10 protein-coding genes are annotated in these 16085 nt (G+C 67.2%); 5 read left to right on the top strand and 5 right to left on the bottom strand.

The window, feature by feature from the left end; translation table 11 throughout:
* Nucleotides 1–2: 2 nt before the first annotated feature.
* The 4 genes from SPHPH_RS0109340 to SPHPH_RS0109355 are packed head-to-tail and all read right to left on the bottom strand — an operon-like array spanning nt 3 to nt 8352.
* Nucleotides 3–2210, bottom strand: coding sequence for a WD40/YVTN/BNR-like repeat-containing protein (locus SPHPH_RS0109340; protein ID WP_238303018.1), 2208 nt, complete (start codon nt 2208–2210; stop codon nt 3–5).
* 4 nt (nt 2211–2214) lie between these two features.
* A complete protein-coding gene (locus SPHPH_RS0109345) occupies nt 2215–3714 on the bottom strand; it encodes a tryptophan halogenase family protein (RefSeq protein ID WP_028966459.1) in 1500 nt (499 codons plus the stop codon).
* Nucleotides 3711–5243: a tryptophan halogenase family protein gene (locus SPHPH_RS0109350; RefSeq protein ID WP_028966460.1), complete on the bottom strand. Its 1533-nt coding sequence runs from the start codon at nt 5241–5243 to the stop codon at nt 3711–3713. Before SPHPH_RS0109350 ends, SPHPH_RS0109345 begins: the two co-directional genes overlap by 4 nt.
* A gap of 49 nt (nt 5244–5292) precedes the next feature.
* Nucleotides 5293–8352, bottom strand: a complete 3060-nt coding sequence (locus SPHPH_RS0109355; protein ID WP_028966461.1) for a TonB-dependent receptor — start codon at nt 8350–8352, stop codon at nt 5293–5295.
* 493 nt (nt 8353–8845) lie between these two features.
* On the opposite strand from SPHPH_RS0109355, the gene SPHPH_RS0109360 reads away from it, so the two are divergent.
* The 5 genes from SPHPH_RS0109360 to SPHPH_RS0109380 all read left to right on the top strand — a co-directional run bounded on the left by SPHPH_RS0109360 (nt 8846) and on the right by SPHPH_RS0109380 (nt 14004).
* On the top strand, nt 8846–10138 hold the full coding sequence (locus tag SPHPH_RS0109360) for a glycoside hydrolase family 27 protein (RefSeq protein ID WP_238303019.1): 1293 nt from the start codon (nt 8846–8848) through the stop codon (nt 10136–10138).
* Nucleotides 10135–10881, top strand: a complete 747-nt coding sequence (locus SPHPH_RS0109365) for a FadR/GntR family transcriptional regulator (protein WP_028966463.1) — start codon at nt 10135–10137, stop codon at nt 10879–10881. Before SPHPH_RS0109360 ends, SPHPH_RS0109365 begins: the two co-directional genes overlap by 4 nt.
* A 244-nt stretch (nt 10882–11125) precedes the next feature.
* The gene (locus SPHPH_RS21130; RefSeq protein WP_156025940.1) at nt 11126–11299 is read left to right on the top strand and encodes a hypothetical protein; all 174 of its coding nucleotides are present in this window, start codon (nt 11126–11128) and stop codon (nt 11297–11299) included.
* Between the two features lie 72 nt (nt 11300–11371).
* Entirely contained in the window at nt 11372–13027 is a 1656-nt protein-coding gene (locus tag SPHPH_RS0109375) for a M28 family peptidase (protein ID WP_028966464.1), read from the top strand.
* Between the two features lie 11 nt (nt 13028–13038).
* Nucleotides 13039–14004 carry an agmatine deiminase family protein gene (locus tag SPHPH_RS0109380; RefSeq protein WP_028966465.1) on the top strand — a complete coding sequence of 322 codons (966 nt, stop codon included), beginning with the start codon at nt 13039–13041 and terminating at the stop codon, nt 14002–14004.
* Between the two features lie 537 nt (nt 14005–14541).
* Here SPHPH_RS0109380 and SPHPH_RS0109385 read toward each other — a convergent pair.
* Nucleotides 14542–16038 (bottom strand): S10 family peptidase, encoded by a 1497-nt coding sequence (locus tag SPHPH_RS0109385; protein WP_028966466.1) that lies wholly within the window; start codon nt 16036–16038, stop codon nt 14542–14544.
* Nucleotides 16039–16085: the final 47 nt, after the last annotated feature.

Below are 16085 nucleotides of genomic sequence, written 5' to 3' on the forward strand. Positions count from 1 at the left end.
GCTTACGGCGTGGGCCCGGCCGGGTCGCCATACATGATCCCGCGGCCGTCGCTCCCGACGTAAACCCTTCCAAACACACGCGGATCACCGCTGATGACGCGCAGCCGCAACCCCCATTGGTGCGCGTCGTCGTTGATCCGCGTCCAGCGCGCACCGCCATCGATCGACCGATAGATGCCGCGCTGCGCGCCCACTGAACCGATCGCATAAAGCGCCGGCCCGTCGGCGCCAGCCACGCCCTTGCCGAGCCCAAAGCGCGTGATGGCAATGCCTTGCGAGGCACGCGCCCAATGCTCGCCGCCATCGGAAGAACGATAAAGGTCTGTTCCGACCAGCAACCACAAGGCACCGGCGCGCCCCGGCACCGCGACCAGCGGGTTGGCCGCCTCCCGCCCGACCGCCCGCGCGCCGGACAAATCGGCCGGCAACCCAATGCCACCAACCTTACGGAACGTCACTCCACCGTCGTCGCTACGCAAGACGCGCCCGCCGTCCGCATCGACCGCATAGAAACGACGCGCGTCCTCCTTGTCGGCGGTTACGCGCGCGGGGGTCGGCAAACCACTGACAGTGATCCAGCTTTTCCCCCAATCGCGCGTCAGCAATTGCTGTTCGGTCTCGACCAGGAAGGTGGCCCCATCCGCCGAAACCGTGATCGCCGCACTCCCGGTTTGCGCGCGCGACGGTGCCCCGCCCGCTCCGGCCTGCGCCGGCACACGCAACGGCTGCCACGTCTCGCCGCCATCCCCCGACCACGCCAGCGAGGTGTCGGGCACGACCGGCTTGTGCGTGTTGCCGCTGCGCACCAACACCTGCGGCGCCGTGCCGGCATAATCGAGCGAATTGGTGTTGGTAAGCATCGGGTTACGATGCACATGCGAGGGCGAGCGCGTCAGGTCGTCATGCCGGAACCCGCCGAGATCGCCGAAGCCGGACACCAGCGGCGCGCCGCCGGTCGGGCTGACGAACGTGATGATCGCAGTCTGCTCGATCCCGCGCGTCCACGGCGCCCAGCGCATCGCACGCGATTGAGCGAAATCGTCGGTGGCATAGATTGTCGCGCCGGTGACATAGGCCGCGTGACCGGCGTCGAACGGGTCGATCGCCAGCCCCGCAATCCAATGCCCGAAGTTCGCCTTGCCGTCGAAATCAAGGAACGGCGTGGCCGAGACGTCGCGGACGCTGTCGCGCGCCAACTCGCGCCACGTCCGCCCGGCATCAGCCGAGCGCCACACCGTATCGCCGGGGCGATAGCGGTTGACCGTCGCGACCGCGATCACCCGCGGATCGTTTGCGGCGACCGCCACGCCCATATAGCCGCCGGGCACCACTGCCGCGCCCTTCAGCGGCGTGACGTCCCGCCACGCGCCGCTGCGCGGATCGAACCGCCACACTGCGCCACGCGTGATTCCGTTGGGGCCGATCGCGTCACAATAGGTAAGCGTCAGCACACCGTCGGCGCCGATCACGCCCTTGACCGGCAACAGGTCTGCCGTCGGGCCACCCGGCACCGCCTGCCACCGCGCGCCGCCGTCGTCGGAGCGGAACAGGTGCCGCTCGCCCGCGTCGGCGCTGGCGACGAAAATCCGCCCGCGCTGCGTCGGGTCGAACAGCACGAACGACAACCCGCCGTGTGTCATGCGTGGCCGGTCGGGCCGTCCAAGCCCTGCCAAGGGGAAGCTGCCCACCTTCGTCCAGCGCGCGCCGGCATCGTCGCTACGCCACAGGCCGTCGTGGCGTGATCCGAACAACAGCGTGGCGGTATGATGCGGATCGATCGCTAGCCGCTCGCCCAGCCCGCGTCCGTCCTCGTTGCCGCCCATCGCGAACGGCACGATCGTCTTGCGCCAATGCGCGCCGCGGTCAGCGGAGCGGAAGATCGCCGCCGGGCCACGCGCCGACATGCCAGCCGCCAAATAGACGACGTCTGCGTCATGAGGATCGGGCGCAATGCTCTCGATTCCCATGAAGTTCGACTCGGCCTCGTCATCCTGCAACGGCAGCCAGCGGCGAGTGCGCGCGTCCCAGCGATATGCGCCACCCATGTCGGTGCGCAGATAGGCCAGCCCCTGCTCGACCGGGCTGAACACGATCCCCGGCGCGAACCCGCCCCCGCCGACGACGACATTGTGCCAACGATACGGCGTCGCCGGCGGCGCGGCACCCGTGCAGGCGAGCATCGCCAGCGCGATCAGGAACGAGCGTCGCATATCGTCAGCCCCGGCTGGCGCTGGCGCAATGCCGCGCGATGAAGGCGGCATGATCGGGCATTGCCGCCGCGGTCTGCGCGATGACGCCGCGCAGGTGGCGGAGGAACCGACCCGCCTCCTCAGCGGGCAGCGCGTCCAGCAGCGGATCGAGCGCGCGCGGCGGCGCCTCCTGCCCCGCCATCACCGCGACCCAGCTATCGTCGGTGAACAATTCACCCGGCTCGGGCAGCACCCGCCCGCGTTCGCGCCACAGCGCCAGCTTCTCGGCGAGCGTGTCGGGCGGCGTCATCGTGCGGCAATGCTGCCAGAAGGGTGAATCGTCGCGCGCGGTGGCGTGATAATGGAGGATGATGAAGTCGCGGATCTGGCGATACTCGGTACCGAGCAGGCGGTTATAGGTGTCGCGTTCGACGGTGGCGTGCGCCTCGCCGGGGAACAGGCTCATCAACCGCGCAATCCCTGACTGGATCAGATGGATGCTGGTCGATTCGAGCGGTTCCAGGAACCCGCCCGCCAGTCCGATCGCAACGCAATTCCGCTCCCACAGCCGCTCGCGAACGCCCGCGGTGAAGCGCAGCGCGCGCGGCTCGCCTAGCGCCGCACCGTCGAGCCCGCCGAGCAGCGCGTCCGCTGCCTGCTGGTCGTCGACGAACGCGCTGGCATAGACATGGCCGTTGCCGACGCGATGCTGGAGCGGGATCCGCCAGCGCCATCCGGCGGACTCGGCGGTCGCGCGCGTGTACGGCAACAGCGGGGTGGTGGAGGCGCTCGGCACCGCCAGCGCGCGGTCGCACGGCAGCCAGTGCTGCCAGCTGACGAACGGCACGCCCAGCGCCTCGCCGAGCAGCAGCGAGCGAAACCCGCTGCAATCGACGAAGAAGTCGCCCGCGATCCGCCGCCCGTCCGCCAGCACGACCGCCGCGATATCGCCGCGCTCGGGGGCCAGCTCGACCGTGCCGATCCGCCCCTCGATGCGGGTCACGCCCTCACCGGTCGCCCGGTCGCGCAGAAAGGCCGCGTACAGCCCGGCGTCGAAGTGGAAGGCGTAGCGCAGCGACGACAACACCGCCGCCGGGTCGCGCGAGGGTCGCGTGAAGCGCGCCTGCCGCGCCGCGACCGCGGTCAGGCAATAGTCCTCCAGCGCGCCCACGCCGTCGCCGTCACGGTCCGCGCGTGCCCAGAGCTGGTGAAATTTGACGCCCTGCACGTCGCGGCCGAACGTGCCGAACGGGTGCAGATAGCGTTCGCCGATACGCCGCCAGTCGACGAACTCGATCCCGAGCTTGAAGGTCGCGCCCGTGGCTCGGACGAAGGCGTCTTCGTCGATGCCAAGTCGCTGATTATAGTCGTGTAACGACGGGATCGTCGCCTCGCCGACGCCGACCGTTCCGATCTCTTCGGACTCGACCAAGGTGACCGAAATGCCCGCGTCGGTCAGCCGAGCGAGGACCGCGGCGGTCATCCATCCGGCGGTGCCGCCCCCGACGATGACGACCCGCTTCACGCCGCGCCGAACCCGCGAACACGTGCGTAATCAATCAGTTGCCGGTTGCTCGGCAGGTTGGCAACCGCAAACGCCGCCTGCCGCTCGACCTCCGCGAACGCGCGCCGCGCCTCGTCGGCGTAGCGATAAGCACCTGCGCGGGCGGACAAATCCGTTTTCCAGCCCATGCCGTACAACACATATTGCCAGCTGGCGTCGGTGAAGATGTCGACATTGGCGTCCATGTCGATCTCGGTCGGGGGACGGAAACGCCAGCGTTCCAGCATGTCGTGGACGCTGTCCGGGATCGAAGATGCCGCGATATTATCACGCCAAAAATCGGAATCGCGCCGTTCGGTGATGCAATAATGCAATTTGATGAAGTCGCGTGCGCGCTGGTACCGCTTCAGCATGTTTGCATTGAACTGTCGCGCGGAGGTCTCGTAATCGCCACCCCACGGGAACAGGTTCGCGACCATCCCCGCCGCTACTTCGGAAAAGACGATCCCGGTCGCCTCCAGCGGTTCGAAGAACCCGCTCGACAGTCCGATCGCGACGCAGTTGCGGTGCCAGTTGACCTCACGATAGCCAGCCTCGAAGCGGATCTTGCGCGGCTCCAGATCCTGCCCGGTGTAGGCGCGCAGCAATTCCGCCGCGCGCGCGTCGTCGGTGTGCGCCGACGAATAGACGTGCCCGACCCCGCGGCGGCGATCGAGTCCGATGTCCCACATCCACCCCGCCTCTTGCGCGGTGGCGACGGTGTAGCTGACGATCGGCTCGCGCTCGTCGCGATACGGCACCTGCACCGCCAGCGCGGTGTCGCAGAACAGCACGTCGCGGCACGATCGGTACGGCATCCCCAGCGCCTTGCCGATCAGCTCGGCCCGGAAGCCGGTACAGTCGATGTAGAGATCGGCTGTCAGCGTGCCGTGACGATCGGTGACGACCCCGGCGATCGCGCCATCCTCGCCGACCGTCACGTCGTCGACGCGCCCGTCGAGATGCGTCACCCCGCTCGCCACCGCCTTGTCGCGCAGTAGCGCGGCGAGCGCCACCGCGTCGAAATGGAAAGCGTAATTGAGCGGCGCGACATAGTCGGGATGGCTGGGCAGCTTGGGCGCGCGGTGCGCGTCTGCGGCCTTTTTCTGCGGGCTGCACACCGCGTCCCAATTGTCGGCGCCGCCGTGGCCGAGCAGCCAGTACGGCAACAGCTCGACGCCGTTCGCCGCCTCGGCGACCTGAAACGGGTGGGTGTAATGGTCCGGCCCGGCCGTGCCGGGGGTGAAGCGCCAGTGCGCGAACTTTGCGCCCTGCTTGAAGCTCGCGCCGCAATGCCGGACGAGATCGGCTTCGCTGATCCCGATCGTCGCCAGCGTGTTGCGGATCGTGGGGAAGGTCCCCTCCCCCACGCCCAAGATGCCGATGTCGGTCGATTCGATCAGCGTGATCGCGGCCCCGCCGGGCAGGTCCGCGCTCAGCCGTTTCGCCAAATAGCCGGCGGTGAGCCAGCCGGCGGTCCCGCCACCGACGATCAGGACGCGCTTCTTCATCACCGACTCCTTCGCAGGCCCGCCCCTCCGGGCGAGCCTGCGCATCCTATCAGAACGACAGGTTGATGCCGGTACTGATCCGACGATCCGCCTGGAACCAGCTGCGCCCGACCAGTTCGCCGCCGGGATAGCCGCCCATCACCGTCCGCTGCGTCGCGGCGGTCAGGTTGGTGCCCTGAATACCGAACGAGAAGTTCTCGGTCACCTTGAAGCGGACACCAGCGTCGAGCGACCCGTAATTGTCGCCATAGACCGGAAGCGCGATCTGGATCGGCGTCGAGGTATTAGCCGCCGTGAAGTAATTGTACGTCGGGTTCGTGCCGTTGCTGTTGGTCGACTGCAGGTAGCGCGAGCGCCACGAATACGCGACGCGGAAGGAGATTGGATTGCGTTCGTACAATAGCGCGGCGTTGAAGTTGTGCTTCGACAAGCCCACCAGCGGCGCGTCACTTTTGATGACGCCGTTGATGTCGCGATAGAGGTCGCCCGGATTCTTGCTGTCGATGAAGGTATAGTTACCGTCAAAGCCAAAACCGCTCAACCAGCCCGGCAGCATATCGAGGAAGAAGCGGCCGCCTACTTCGACACCCTTGATCGTCGCCGCCTTCGGCGAGTTGATATAGTCGGACGCCGCAATATTGGCGACTTCGGTAGTGCCATCCGAGAAGACGATGCTTACCTGACGCTGGGTCAACGAGAAGATCGGCAGATCGGTCAACCGCTTGTAGAATGGCGCGATATGGAACGCCGTACCGGGCTTCAGATAATATTCGAACGACAGGTCGAAGTTGTTCGACATCGTCGGCTTCAATAACGGATTGCCGGTTTCCGTCGTGAAATTGGTGAAATTCGGCAGTCCGCCCGGGGTGCTCGCCGGAGTCGTCGCCACCCCGACCGTACCCGACGCGCGCAATGCGTTGAAGCTCGGCAGATCGAGCGTGATGTTATAGCCCGCGCGAATCTTGCTCCGCTCGGATGGCGCGAATTCGAGATTGATCGACGGCAGCACGCGCGTGAACTCGGCCTTGCCGCCACGCGGCACGGCATCGTTGGTCAGCGTTGCCGTAGCGCCGTTGCGGATGAAGGTCGTACCGTTCTGCCGAATGTAGCCGCTGCCCTCGTTCGTGATGTTGACGACGCGCACGCCGACGTTGCCCGAGATACCCGGCGCATCGCCCTGTGGACCGAAGCGCAGCAACGCGTAGGCCGCCAGATTGCGGGTCTGATTGTCAACGCGGTCGTCGGGCAGGACGAAACGGACCGGACGGATACCCGATGCGCCGCCGTAGCCGCTACCAGCCGGCAACGCGCCCGACGACGAGCAGTTCGACCATTGCGGATTCGAGATCGTCGCGCCCGGATTGGCGGGATCGGGGATGGTCGCCGGGCCGCAGAAGCCGGTCGGCGGCGACTGCACCAGCCCGGTCCGGTTGGTGTTGTACCGCGATGCCAACGCTTCCGATGCGAACATCAGATTGCCGGGCAGCGTCGTCTCGCCGCGGAAGAAGTCGTTGAAGGCGTGGTACGAGATGTCGCCGGGTGCCGCATTGGCATAGGTTAGCTGCGGGTCCCCGTTCCATCCACGGCCCAGCGCGGTCCAGTTATAGCCGTTCGAGAAATCACGTTCGGTCCGCTTGGCAGCGCGACCGCCGATCTTCACCGAACGGAAGAAGCTGTCGTCGAACTTGTATTCCGCGTCGAGCTGCGCGGTGTCGAGCCGACCCTTGTTATCCTCATTGTGCGGCATCGAGGCCGACCAGAAATAGCTCGACGGATCGGCGAACGACGCCTGCGTCGACGACCCGACCGTGATGCGCGGCAAGTCCCCTGTCAGGTCCATGCCGAAGCCCTGACCAAACCCGATCTCACGGAAGATGTCGATCCGGTCGTAGATCTGCTGGGAATCGACGCGCTGCAGCGCGCCCTTGATCGACAACGGACTGTCATCAGGCGCCCAAGCGAACGAAAGCGAATAGTCGCGCGTGACAGTGTTGCTGGTGACGTAGCCCTTATTGCCGCTGCTGTTCACCTGCCCGCTGCTCGGCTGGAAGGTGCCAGTGTCGCGATTGAACAACGAGTTGGTCTTGAGCAACAGCCCGTTTTCGTCGAACTCGCTGGTCGACGGATCGACCGCCAGCGTCTGCGACGACACCTGCGCGCCATAGTCGCTCGACGTGCTCTTGTAGCGCGACTGGAAGAAGCTGCCGGTGAAGGTCAGCGAATCCGACGGCGCCCATTGCACCGCGCCGTAGATACCATAACGGCGATACTGGAACGCCTCGTCCCCGTACGTAAAGCCGCCGGGGATATAGTAATCGTTCGAGTTGATGCGCGTCTTGAAATAGGGCTCGGTACGGATGAACTGCGACAGCGAGCTGAACTGGCTGTACGCCACGTCCGCCAGCACGCCAATCCGTCCGATGCCGGTGTCGAACGACTTGGTGACCAGCACCGAACCCATCGGATCGGCCTTGTTCGCCATGTCGCCCAGGCTCAGCTCGCCGGTGCCGGCGACATGCCAGTCGCCGTTGAAGTCGAACGGCATCTTGGTGCGCAGGTCGATCTGCCCGCCGGTGCCGCCTTCGATCAGATCGGCGGTGGACGCCTTGTAGACGTCGACTGCGGCCATCAGCTCGGGCGTCACGTCGCTCCACAGGATCGCGCGGCCGTTGTTCGCGCTGAAGATCTCGCGGCCGTTCAGGCGCGAGGCGACGCCGGTCAGGCCGCGGACCTGCACGCCCGAGCCCTGCACCGAATAGTGATCGGGATCGCCCAGCGCGGCGAAGCGGACGATCGACACGCCCGAGACGCGCTGCAGCACTTCGGTGATCGAATTGTCGGGGAGCTTGCCGGCGTCGTCGGCGACGATCGAATCGACGATCGTTTCGCTGCGGCGCTTGCGCTCGTCGGCGGCCTGCAATGCGGCGCGGCGGCCGGTGACGACGACGTCGCCCGCTCCTGCGTCCTCACCGGTGGCTTCCTGCGTGGTGCCGACGGTGCCCTGCGGTTCGATCTGCGCCTGCGCCGATGTGGCGAACGCGACCGCGGCCAGGGCGATCGTCGATGCGCTACGACGAAGCGCGCGCGAGTGATGACGGTACGAAATCATATCCCCCCCTTAAAATCCACCTGCGCTTAGCGCTTTGTCGGTAGCGCTCCCAATAAGCCTACTTTTTCTCAAAACAAAGCATTTTGTAGTATTTGGTGGCGGAGCTGAATTCGAGGGCAGTAGCGCCACGTTCCAGGTGTTCAGAACATGTGAAGGGAATGTTAGCGCCAACATAGACGGATAATCGATCTGCTCCAGTGCTTTGCAAACGATCTACATTCGGCCGCGCTTACGGGTGCGCTTTGGCCCCGCTGACGATGATAGCCTGTCGTTGCATCGACGACGCTTCGGGCACCGCAGCGAGCGCGGCCGCCTTCGCTCACCCCACCGGCCGGTTCGCTCCGACCCATCCAGTGCCACCGGGCTCGTACCCTCTTCCAACGGCCGATTCGGCCATCTACGACACCGGAAACTGTGGCGAGGGAGAGCGGACGGCGTGACAAAGACGGGAATCAATCGACGTCAGGCGCTTGTCGGCGCGACGGCAGCAGGCGTGACCCTCGCGCCGGGCGCGCGCGCTGCGGTATCGACCGCGCTGCTCGCGCCGCGGCCGCCGATGGGCTGGAACAGCTGGAACAGTTTCGCGACGACGATCACCGAGGCGCAGGCGCGCGAAACCGCCGCGATCATGCGCGCCCGGCTGCTGCCGTTCGGCTACGACGTCTTCACGGTCGACATCCAATGGTATGAGCCGCAGGCCTCGAGCTACACCTACAATGCCGATCCGCTGCCCGCGCTCGACGGCTATGGCCGGGTGATCCCCGCGCCAAACCGCTTCCCGTCGAGCGCCGACGGATCGGGGTTCACGAAGCTCGCCGCCGACATCCACGCGATGGGGATGAAGTTCGGCATCCACGTCATGCGCGGCATCCCGCGGCTGGCGGTCAAGAAGAACCTGCCGATCCTGGGCACCAAGTACCGCGCCGCCGACGTCGCCGACACGAACAGCATCTGTTCGTGGAACCCCGACATGTACGGCGTCGACATGACGAAGCCGGGCGCACAGGCCTATTACGACAGCATCTTCCGCCTCTATGCCGACTGGGGCGTCGACTTCGTCAAGATGGACGACATGAGCCGCCCCTATGACGCGCATGCGCCCGAGATCGAGGCCGCGCATCAGGCGATCGTCAACAGCGGACGCGCGATCACGCTTAGCCTGTCGCCCGGCGAAACCCCGGTGATCCGCGGCGACCATGTCCGCCGCCATGCGCAGATGTGGCGCATCTCCGACGATTTCTGGGACGATTGGGGGATGCTGGAGGCGCAGTTCACCCGGCTGGAGAACTGGAACCCGTGGCGCCGCCCCGGCGCTTGGCCCGATGCCGACATGCTGCCGCTCGGCCGGCTCGCGCTCGGCAAGCGCGACACGAAGTTCACCCCTGACGAGCAGCGGACGCTGATGACCTTGTGGTCGATCGCGCGCTCGCCGCTGATCATGGGCGGCGACCTGCGCCACCTCGATGCGCCGACGCTCGCGTTGCTGACCAATCGTGCGGTGCTGGCGGTCAACCAGGCCTCGACCGACAACCAGCCACACTTCGTCGCCGATGGCGTGCGGATCTGGTCGGCGAAGCCCGAAGGCGCGCCGCGCGATCGGTATGTGGCGCTGTTCAACACCGGCAACGCACCCCGCGACGTCGGCATCGCACTGCGCGCGCTCGATCTGCCCGGCACGGTGCGCGCGACCGACCTGTGGAGCGGCGCGGCGCTGGGCACCATCACCGACCGGCTCGTGCAGCCGCTGCCGCCGCATGGCGCGGGTCTCTACCGCTTGCAGGCATGACGCTCTCCCCGACTGACCCCCGGCCCGAACCGCGCGGGTCGGGCCGGCGGATCCGCGGCGCGGTGCTGCAGGCGCTGGGCCGCTCGATCCTCGCCGGCGACTACCAGCCAGGCCAGGCGCTGCCCGGCGAGGTCGCGCATGCGAGCGAACTGGGCGTGTCGCGCGGCGCGTATCGCGAGGCGGTGCAGGCGCTGATCGCCAAGGGGCTGGTCGAGAGCAAGCCCAAGACCGGCACGCGCATCCTGCCGCGCGGACGCTGGAACATGCTCGACCCCGACGTGCTCGCCTGGGCGTTTTCGGGCACGCCCGACATGCGCCTGCTGCGCAGCCTGTTCGAGCTGCGCGCGGTGATCGAGCCGTTCGCCGCGCGGCTGGCCGCCGAGCGGCGCAGCGACGAGGATCTGGCGATCATGGACCAGGCGCTGCACGACATGGACCGGCTGACGCTGGCCGACGAACAGGGGCTGGCCGCCGACCGGCGCTTCCACGAGACGATCCTCAACGCGTCGGACAATGACGCGTTGATCGCGCTCAGCTCGGGGATCGCGGCGGGCGTCGAATGGTCGACGCGCTTCAAGCAGCGCAAGCGCGCGCTGCCCCGCGATCCCGTGCCAGAGCACCGCCTCGTCTATGACGCGATCGCCGCCGCGGACGCCGACACCGCCAGCCAGCGCATGAAAACGCTCGTCCAGAACGCGCTCGACGACACCTGGTTCGGGATGGGCGGCGGCGCGATCCGGTAAACTGAGCCCGGGCGGGGAGGCGCCGCAATCACCAGCCGTCACATTGACTTGCCCGGCAAAAGCGCCATATTTCCAGCATGAACGCGGCTGTTCTTCATCAGCGCTTTCGCGACCACGCAGGCCAGCTCGCCGCACGCGGCTAGCCCGGGTCCGGCGGCGTGCCGCTCGGGCTCGGGACCTCTTCGCCATGACCGGCGCGGCGTGCCTCTCGCCGCCGCGCTCCCGAGCCAGCGGAAGCCCTGCCATGACCGATCACCCGATGCCGCCCGATGCCCCACGTCTGCCCGTCGCCTCCCCATTCCCCGACGTCGCGCCGGCCCGCCCAGCGACCGGCAATGCGCTGGCGATCGGGCTGTTGCTCGCCATCCTGCTGTTCGGCATTCCGCTGCTGACCTATTGCGTCCTCACCTCGGGCTGAGCCGCGCGCAACGCGTGGACAGCGCCCGCGCCGCTTGGCAGAAGGCGGGCCTGTTTCCGCGGAGTCTCGTTCATGCGTTTGCGTCTTGCCGCCTTGCCCCTCCTCGCGCTGGCGAGCGTCGCTCCGGCGCAGACGATCGTCGCGCCGGTCGCGCCGATTTCCGAGCAGACGCTGAAGGACGTGACCAAGGAGCTGTCGTCGGACGCCTATGAGGGCCGCGCGCCGGGCACCGCGGGCGAGGAGAAGACCGTCGCCTATCTGGCGAAGCGCTTCGCCGCCGCCGGGCTGAAGCCGGGCAACAAGGGCAGCTGGTACCAGGACGTGCCGCTGGTCGAGCTGACCGCGAAAAACGTCTCGCCGCTGGTGTTCACCGGCGCAGGCGCTCCGATCAGCCTTGCCTATGGACCCGACATGGTGGTCGGCACGTGGCGGATCACGCCCCGGGTAGAGGTGAAGGATTCGCCGGTCGTCTTCGTCGGTTACGGCATCAACGCGCCCGAGAAGGGCTGGAACGATTATGCCGGGCTCGACGTGCGCGGCAAGACGGTGCTGATCCTCATCAACGATCCCGACTGGCGCACCCCCGGCCTGACCGGCACATTCGGCGGGCGCGCGATGACCTATTACGGTCGCTGGACCTACAAGTACGAGGAGGCCGCGCGACAGGGCGCGGCGGCGGCGATCATCGTCCACCAGACCGAGCCCGCAGCCTATGGCTGGAACGTCGTCCAGTCGAGCTGGACCGGCGCGCAGCAGGTCGCCGACGCCGCCGACAATCATGCCGGGGACAGCGCGGCGATCGGCTGGATGCAGGAGGCGCAGGCGCGCAAGCTGTTCGAGCGTGAGGGGCTGGACTTCGACGCGCTCGCCGCCGCCGCCGCGCGCAAGGGCTTCCGCGCGCGCCCGCTGAACGGCGTCCGCGCCTCGGTGTCGTTCGACGAAAACGTCCGCCGTCACCAGTCGCGCAACGTGATCGGCATCCTGCCCGGCACCACGCGGCCGAACGATTATGTGCTGTATTCCGCGCATTGGGATCACCTCGGCCATTGCGAGGCGGCGCCCGACGGCGACGACATCTGCAACGGCGCGATCGACAATGCGACCGGCACCGCCGCGCTGGTCGCGCTCGCCGAAGCCAACGTGAAGGCCGGCCCGACCCCGCGCAGCCAGGTGTTCGTCGCGGTCACCGGCGAGGAAAGCGGGCTGCTCGGCTCCGAATATTACGCCGCCAACCCGGTCTATCCGCTGAGCCAGACGGTCGGCGGCGTCAACATGGACGCATTGTCGATGGCCGGCCCGGCGAAGAACGTCGTGGTGGTCGGCAAGGGCAAGTCGGAGCTGGACGCCTATCTGACCGCCGCGCTCAAGACGCAGAACCGCGTCGCCAGCGCCGAGCCGACGCCCGAGAAGGGCTTCTATTATCGCTCCGATCACTTCAGCCTCGCCAAGCGCGGCGTGCCGATGATCTATTTCGACGCCGGCGATGATCTGGTCGCGGGCGGCAAGGTCGCGGGCGCGGCGGCGGCGAAGGACTATGAGGAGCATCGCTACCACGGCCCCAAGGACGAGTACGATCCGAACTGGGATTGGGCGGGCACGGTGAAGGACGTGCAGCTGTATTACGGGATCGGCCGCGCGCTGGCGGAAAGCAGCGCCTGGCCCAATTGGGTCGCGGGCGACGAATTCCGCGCGATTCGCGACAAGAGCCGCGCCACGGCTGCCAAGTAAGAGGGACGACGATGACCAAGACTCCGCCGCCCGAATGGGCTCCGCACGCCGCCGTCTGGATCGGTTATCCCAGCCATCCCGAATTGTGGCAGGACGATCTCGACGAGGCACGCGCCGAAGTGACCGCGTTCGCGCGTGCCGTCCATGCCGACGGGCGCGGCGAACAGGTGTTGCTGGTCGCCGCCGATGAGGAAGCCGCCAGCGACGCGCGGGAACGCGCCCCGTTCGCGGAGGTGGTGATCGAGCCGTTCGGCGACATCTGGTTGCGCGATACCGCCCCGATCCTCGGCGGCGACGGCAAGGCGCGCGACTTCGGCTTCAACGGCTGGGGCGGCAAGTACGAGCTGGAGGGCGATGACGACATCGGCGCGCGGCTCGGGCGCGCGCGCGGGCTGACGGTGGTGCCGTGCGACTGGATCCTCGAAGGCGGCGCGATCGACGGCGACGGCACCGGGCTGGTGGTGACGACCGAGCAATGCCTGCTCAACCCGAACCGCAATCCGCGAATGTCGAAGGAGCAGATCGAGGAGCGGCTGGCGGCCGACCTCGGGCTGACGCGCGTGCTGTGGCTGGGCAACGGCCTGCTCAACGACCATACCGACGGGCATGTCGACAATCTCGCGCGGTTCGTCGCGCCCAACCGGCTGGCGCTGCCACGCGCGGAGGAGAACGATCCGAACTGGCAGGTCTTCCAGGATGCCGCGATCCGCGCGCGTGCGATGGGGATCGAGGTCGCCGAGGTGCCATCACCGGGCCGCGTGCTGCGCGACGAACAGGTCGTGCCGGCCAGCTATATGAACTTCTACATCGGCAACGTCGCGGTGATCGTGCCGATCTACGGCAGCGAATATGACGACGCCGGGGTCGACGCAATCCGCGCGCTGTTCCCCGACCGCGAGGTGGTGGGGCTGCGCGCCGATGCGATCCTGACCGGCGGCGGCAGCTTCCACTGCATCAGCCAGCAAATCCCGGCCTAGCCGCGCGAGCGGCGATGCGCGGGCAATAGCCCGCGCAAGGCCGGGATCGGCCGGCGAGCGGCGAAGTCGCTCGTTCGACGTGAGGCGGCGGCTTTGCCGTCGGCCCGGCCGTGAGGTGTGATCCCTTCAAGCTGAAGCGTCACCCCGGCAAAGGCCGGGGCCCAGTTGGGGGACGCTGATGATGGGTGTCGCGCCTTATCTCGTTGGCCTTCCCAACTGGGCCCCGGCTTTCGCCGGGGTGACGACGGAAGACGGGTGGATCGAACTCAAGTGCGGGAAGGTGCCAGAAGGGCTCGTCATTGCGAGCGCAGCGAAGCAATCCAAAGCCGGACCAGGACGCCCTGGATTGCTTCCCCCGGCCTTCGCCGGGGTCGCAATGACGGCGGAAGTAACGTCAACGCGGTGAAAGAAAGCGGGGCCCCGGATCAAGTACGGGGCGACGATCGAGATATAATCCGCTCGGACCATCCCCACCGTTCGTGCCGAGCTTGTCGAAGCACGTACCCCACGCACCGTTCGACCGTCTCGGCCCGAGCCTCACCGATACATCGCCGCCGCATCCGCCTTGAACGAGGCGCCGCTATCCGTGCGGCTGTAGAACATGTGGCCGCCGGGGTAGACGCGCAGCTGCACGCGCTCCTGAACGCCGAACGCCGGCATCTGGTCGACGATCAGCCGCGACGCGAAGAACGGGCAGGACAGGTCGTCCCAGCCGTGCACGATCATCACGCGCATCTTGGGATCGTTGGCGATCGCCTTGCGCAGATCGCTGACCGGCGTGTCGGCGGGCTGGCCGCGATCCCACGCCGCATTCACCGCATAGGACAGCGCGTTGTAGCGCGCGTCGGTCTTCCAGCCGACCTCGCGCGTCACGAAATCGACCATCGCGCTGGTGGTCGGCGCGATCAGTGAATCGAGCAGCGGATCGTTCGATTCCTGCCGCGGCGACCACGGGAAGGGATCGAAGGCGGTGACGTTCGAATCATAGATGCTGCCGATCGTCGCATCGTTGCGATGCACTTCACGCAGGAACGTCCGGCTGTCGACGCGCCCGCCCATCCGCTGCACCAGCGCCGGATCGAGCCCGGTCAGCCGCGTGACGTTGCTGACGACGCGCTGCACCGCCTCGGTGTTCGCACGCCCCAGCAACAGGTCGCGCGCGAAATCGCCGCGCGTATAGGCCTCGACCTCGGCCATTGCGGTGGGGGTCAGCTGCCCCTTGCGCTCCAGATTGGCGGCGGCCATCGACGGCAGGTCGATCATCCACGGCAGCGGCGACAGTGCGGTCGCGCCGTCGCCCGATGCGGGATCGAGATAGGGCGACACCATGATGAGCCCGTTGATCCCGACGCCGATCTGCGACTGCAGCTCATAGGCGATGCGCGGCGCACGATAGCCGCCATAGCTTTCGCCCATCACGTACTTGGGCGAGCGCAGCCGGCCTTCCTTGACCAGCCAGTCGTACACGACCTTCGACAGATATTTGATGTCGGGATCGTTGGCGTAGAACGCCTTCTTGGTCGCATCGGCATCCACCAGGCTGCGGCTGAACCCGGTGCCGATCGGATCGATGAAGACCAGATCGGTCATGTCGAGCCAGCTATTGGGATTGTCGCGCGCGATCGGGGCGTCGGACGGCGCGTCGCCCTGCGCGCCGAATTGCACGCGCTTCGGGCCGACCGCGCCCATGTTAAGATACACTGACGCCGCGCCCGGCCCGCCATTGAAGGCGAAGGTGACGGGGCGCGCGGCATCGCTGCCGGGGACGGTGTAGGCGGTATAAACCACCTGCCCGATCTCCTTGCCCTTCTCGTCGCGCACCGGGATCGTGCCGACCGTCGCCTTGTAGGTGATCGCGCGACCGCCGATCCGCGCGGTTTGCGTGATCGTCTTGTCAGCGGGCAGCGGCGGTTGCTGCTGCTTGTCGTCCTCCTGCTTCTTCTCGACGGTGGTGGTGGTCTTGTCGGTCTGCGCCAGCGCAGGCGCGGTGGTGGAAAGCAGCAGGGCGGCGAGCGACAGCGTGCGAACGATCATCGGCAGGGTGACATCCGATTGGAGACGCCCCGGCGGGGTGCCGGTGG

Origin of the sequence: Sphingomonas phyllosphaerae FA2 (assembly GCF_000427645.1) — a bacterium.
GTDB classification, from domain to species: Bacteria; Pseudomonadota; Alphaproteobacteria; order Sphingomonadales; family Sphingomonadaceae; genus Sphingomonas; species Sphingomonas phyllosphaerae.

What these genes read in the sequence shown, in the direction of transcription:
- SPHPH_RS0109340 (WP_238303018.1), bottom strand. Translation starts at nt 2,210, where the DNA reads ATGCGACGCTCGTTCCTGATCGCGCTGGCGATGCTCGCCTGCACGGGT.
- SPHPH_RS0109350 (WP_028966460.1), bottom strand. Translation starts at nt 5,243, where the DNA reads ATGAAGAAGCGCGTCCTGATCGTCGGTGGCGGGACCGCCGGCTGGCTC.
- SPHPH_RS0109355 (WP_028966461.1), bottom strand. Translation starts at nt 8,352, where the DNA reads ATGATTTCGTACCGTCATCACTCGCGCGCGCTTCGTCGTAGCGCATCG.
- SPHPH_RS0109365 (WP_028966463.1), top strand. Translation starts at nt 10,135, where the DNA reads ATGACGCTCTCCCCGACTGACCCCCGGCCCGAACCGCGCGGGTCGGGC.
- SPHPH_RS21130 (WP_156025940.1), top strand. Translation starts at nt 11,126, where the DNA reads ATGACCGATCACCCGATGCCGCCCGATGCCCCACGTCTGCCCGTCGCC.
- SPHPH_RS0109375 (WP_028966464.1), top strand. Translation starts at nt 11,372, where the DNA reads ATGCGTTTGCGTCTTGCCGCCTTGCCCCTCCTCGCGCTGGCGAGCGTC.
- SPHPH_RS0109380 (WP_028966465.1), top strand. Translation starts at nt 13,039, where the DNA reads ATGACCAAGACTCCGCCGCCCGAATGGGCTCCGCACGCCGCCGTCTGG.
- SPHPH_RS0109385 (WP_028966466.1), bottom strand. Translation starts at nt 16,038, where the DNA reads ATGATCGTTCGCACGCTGTCGCTCGCCGCCCTGCTGCTTTCCACCACC.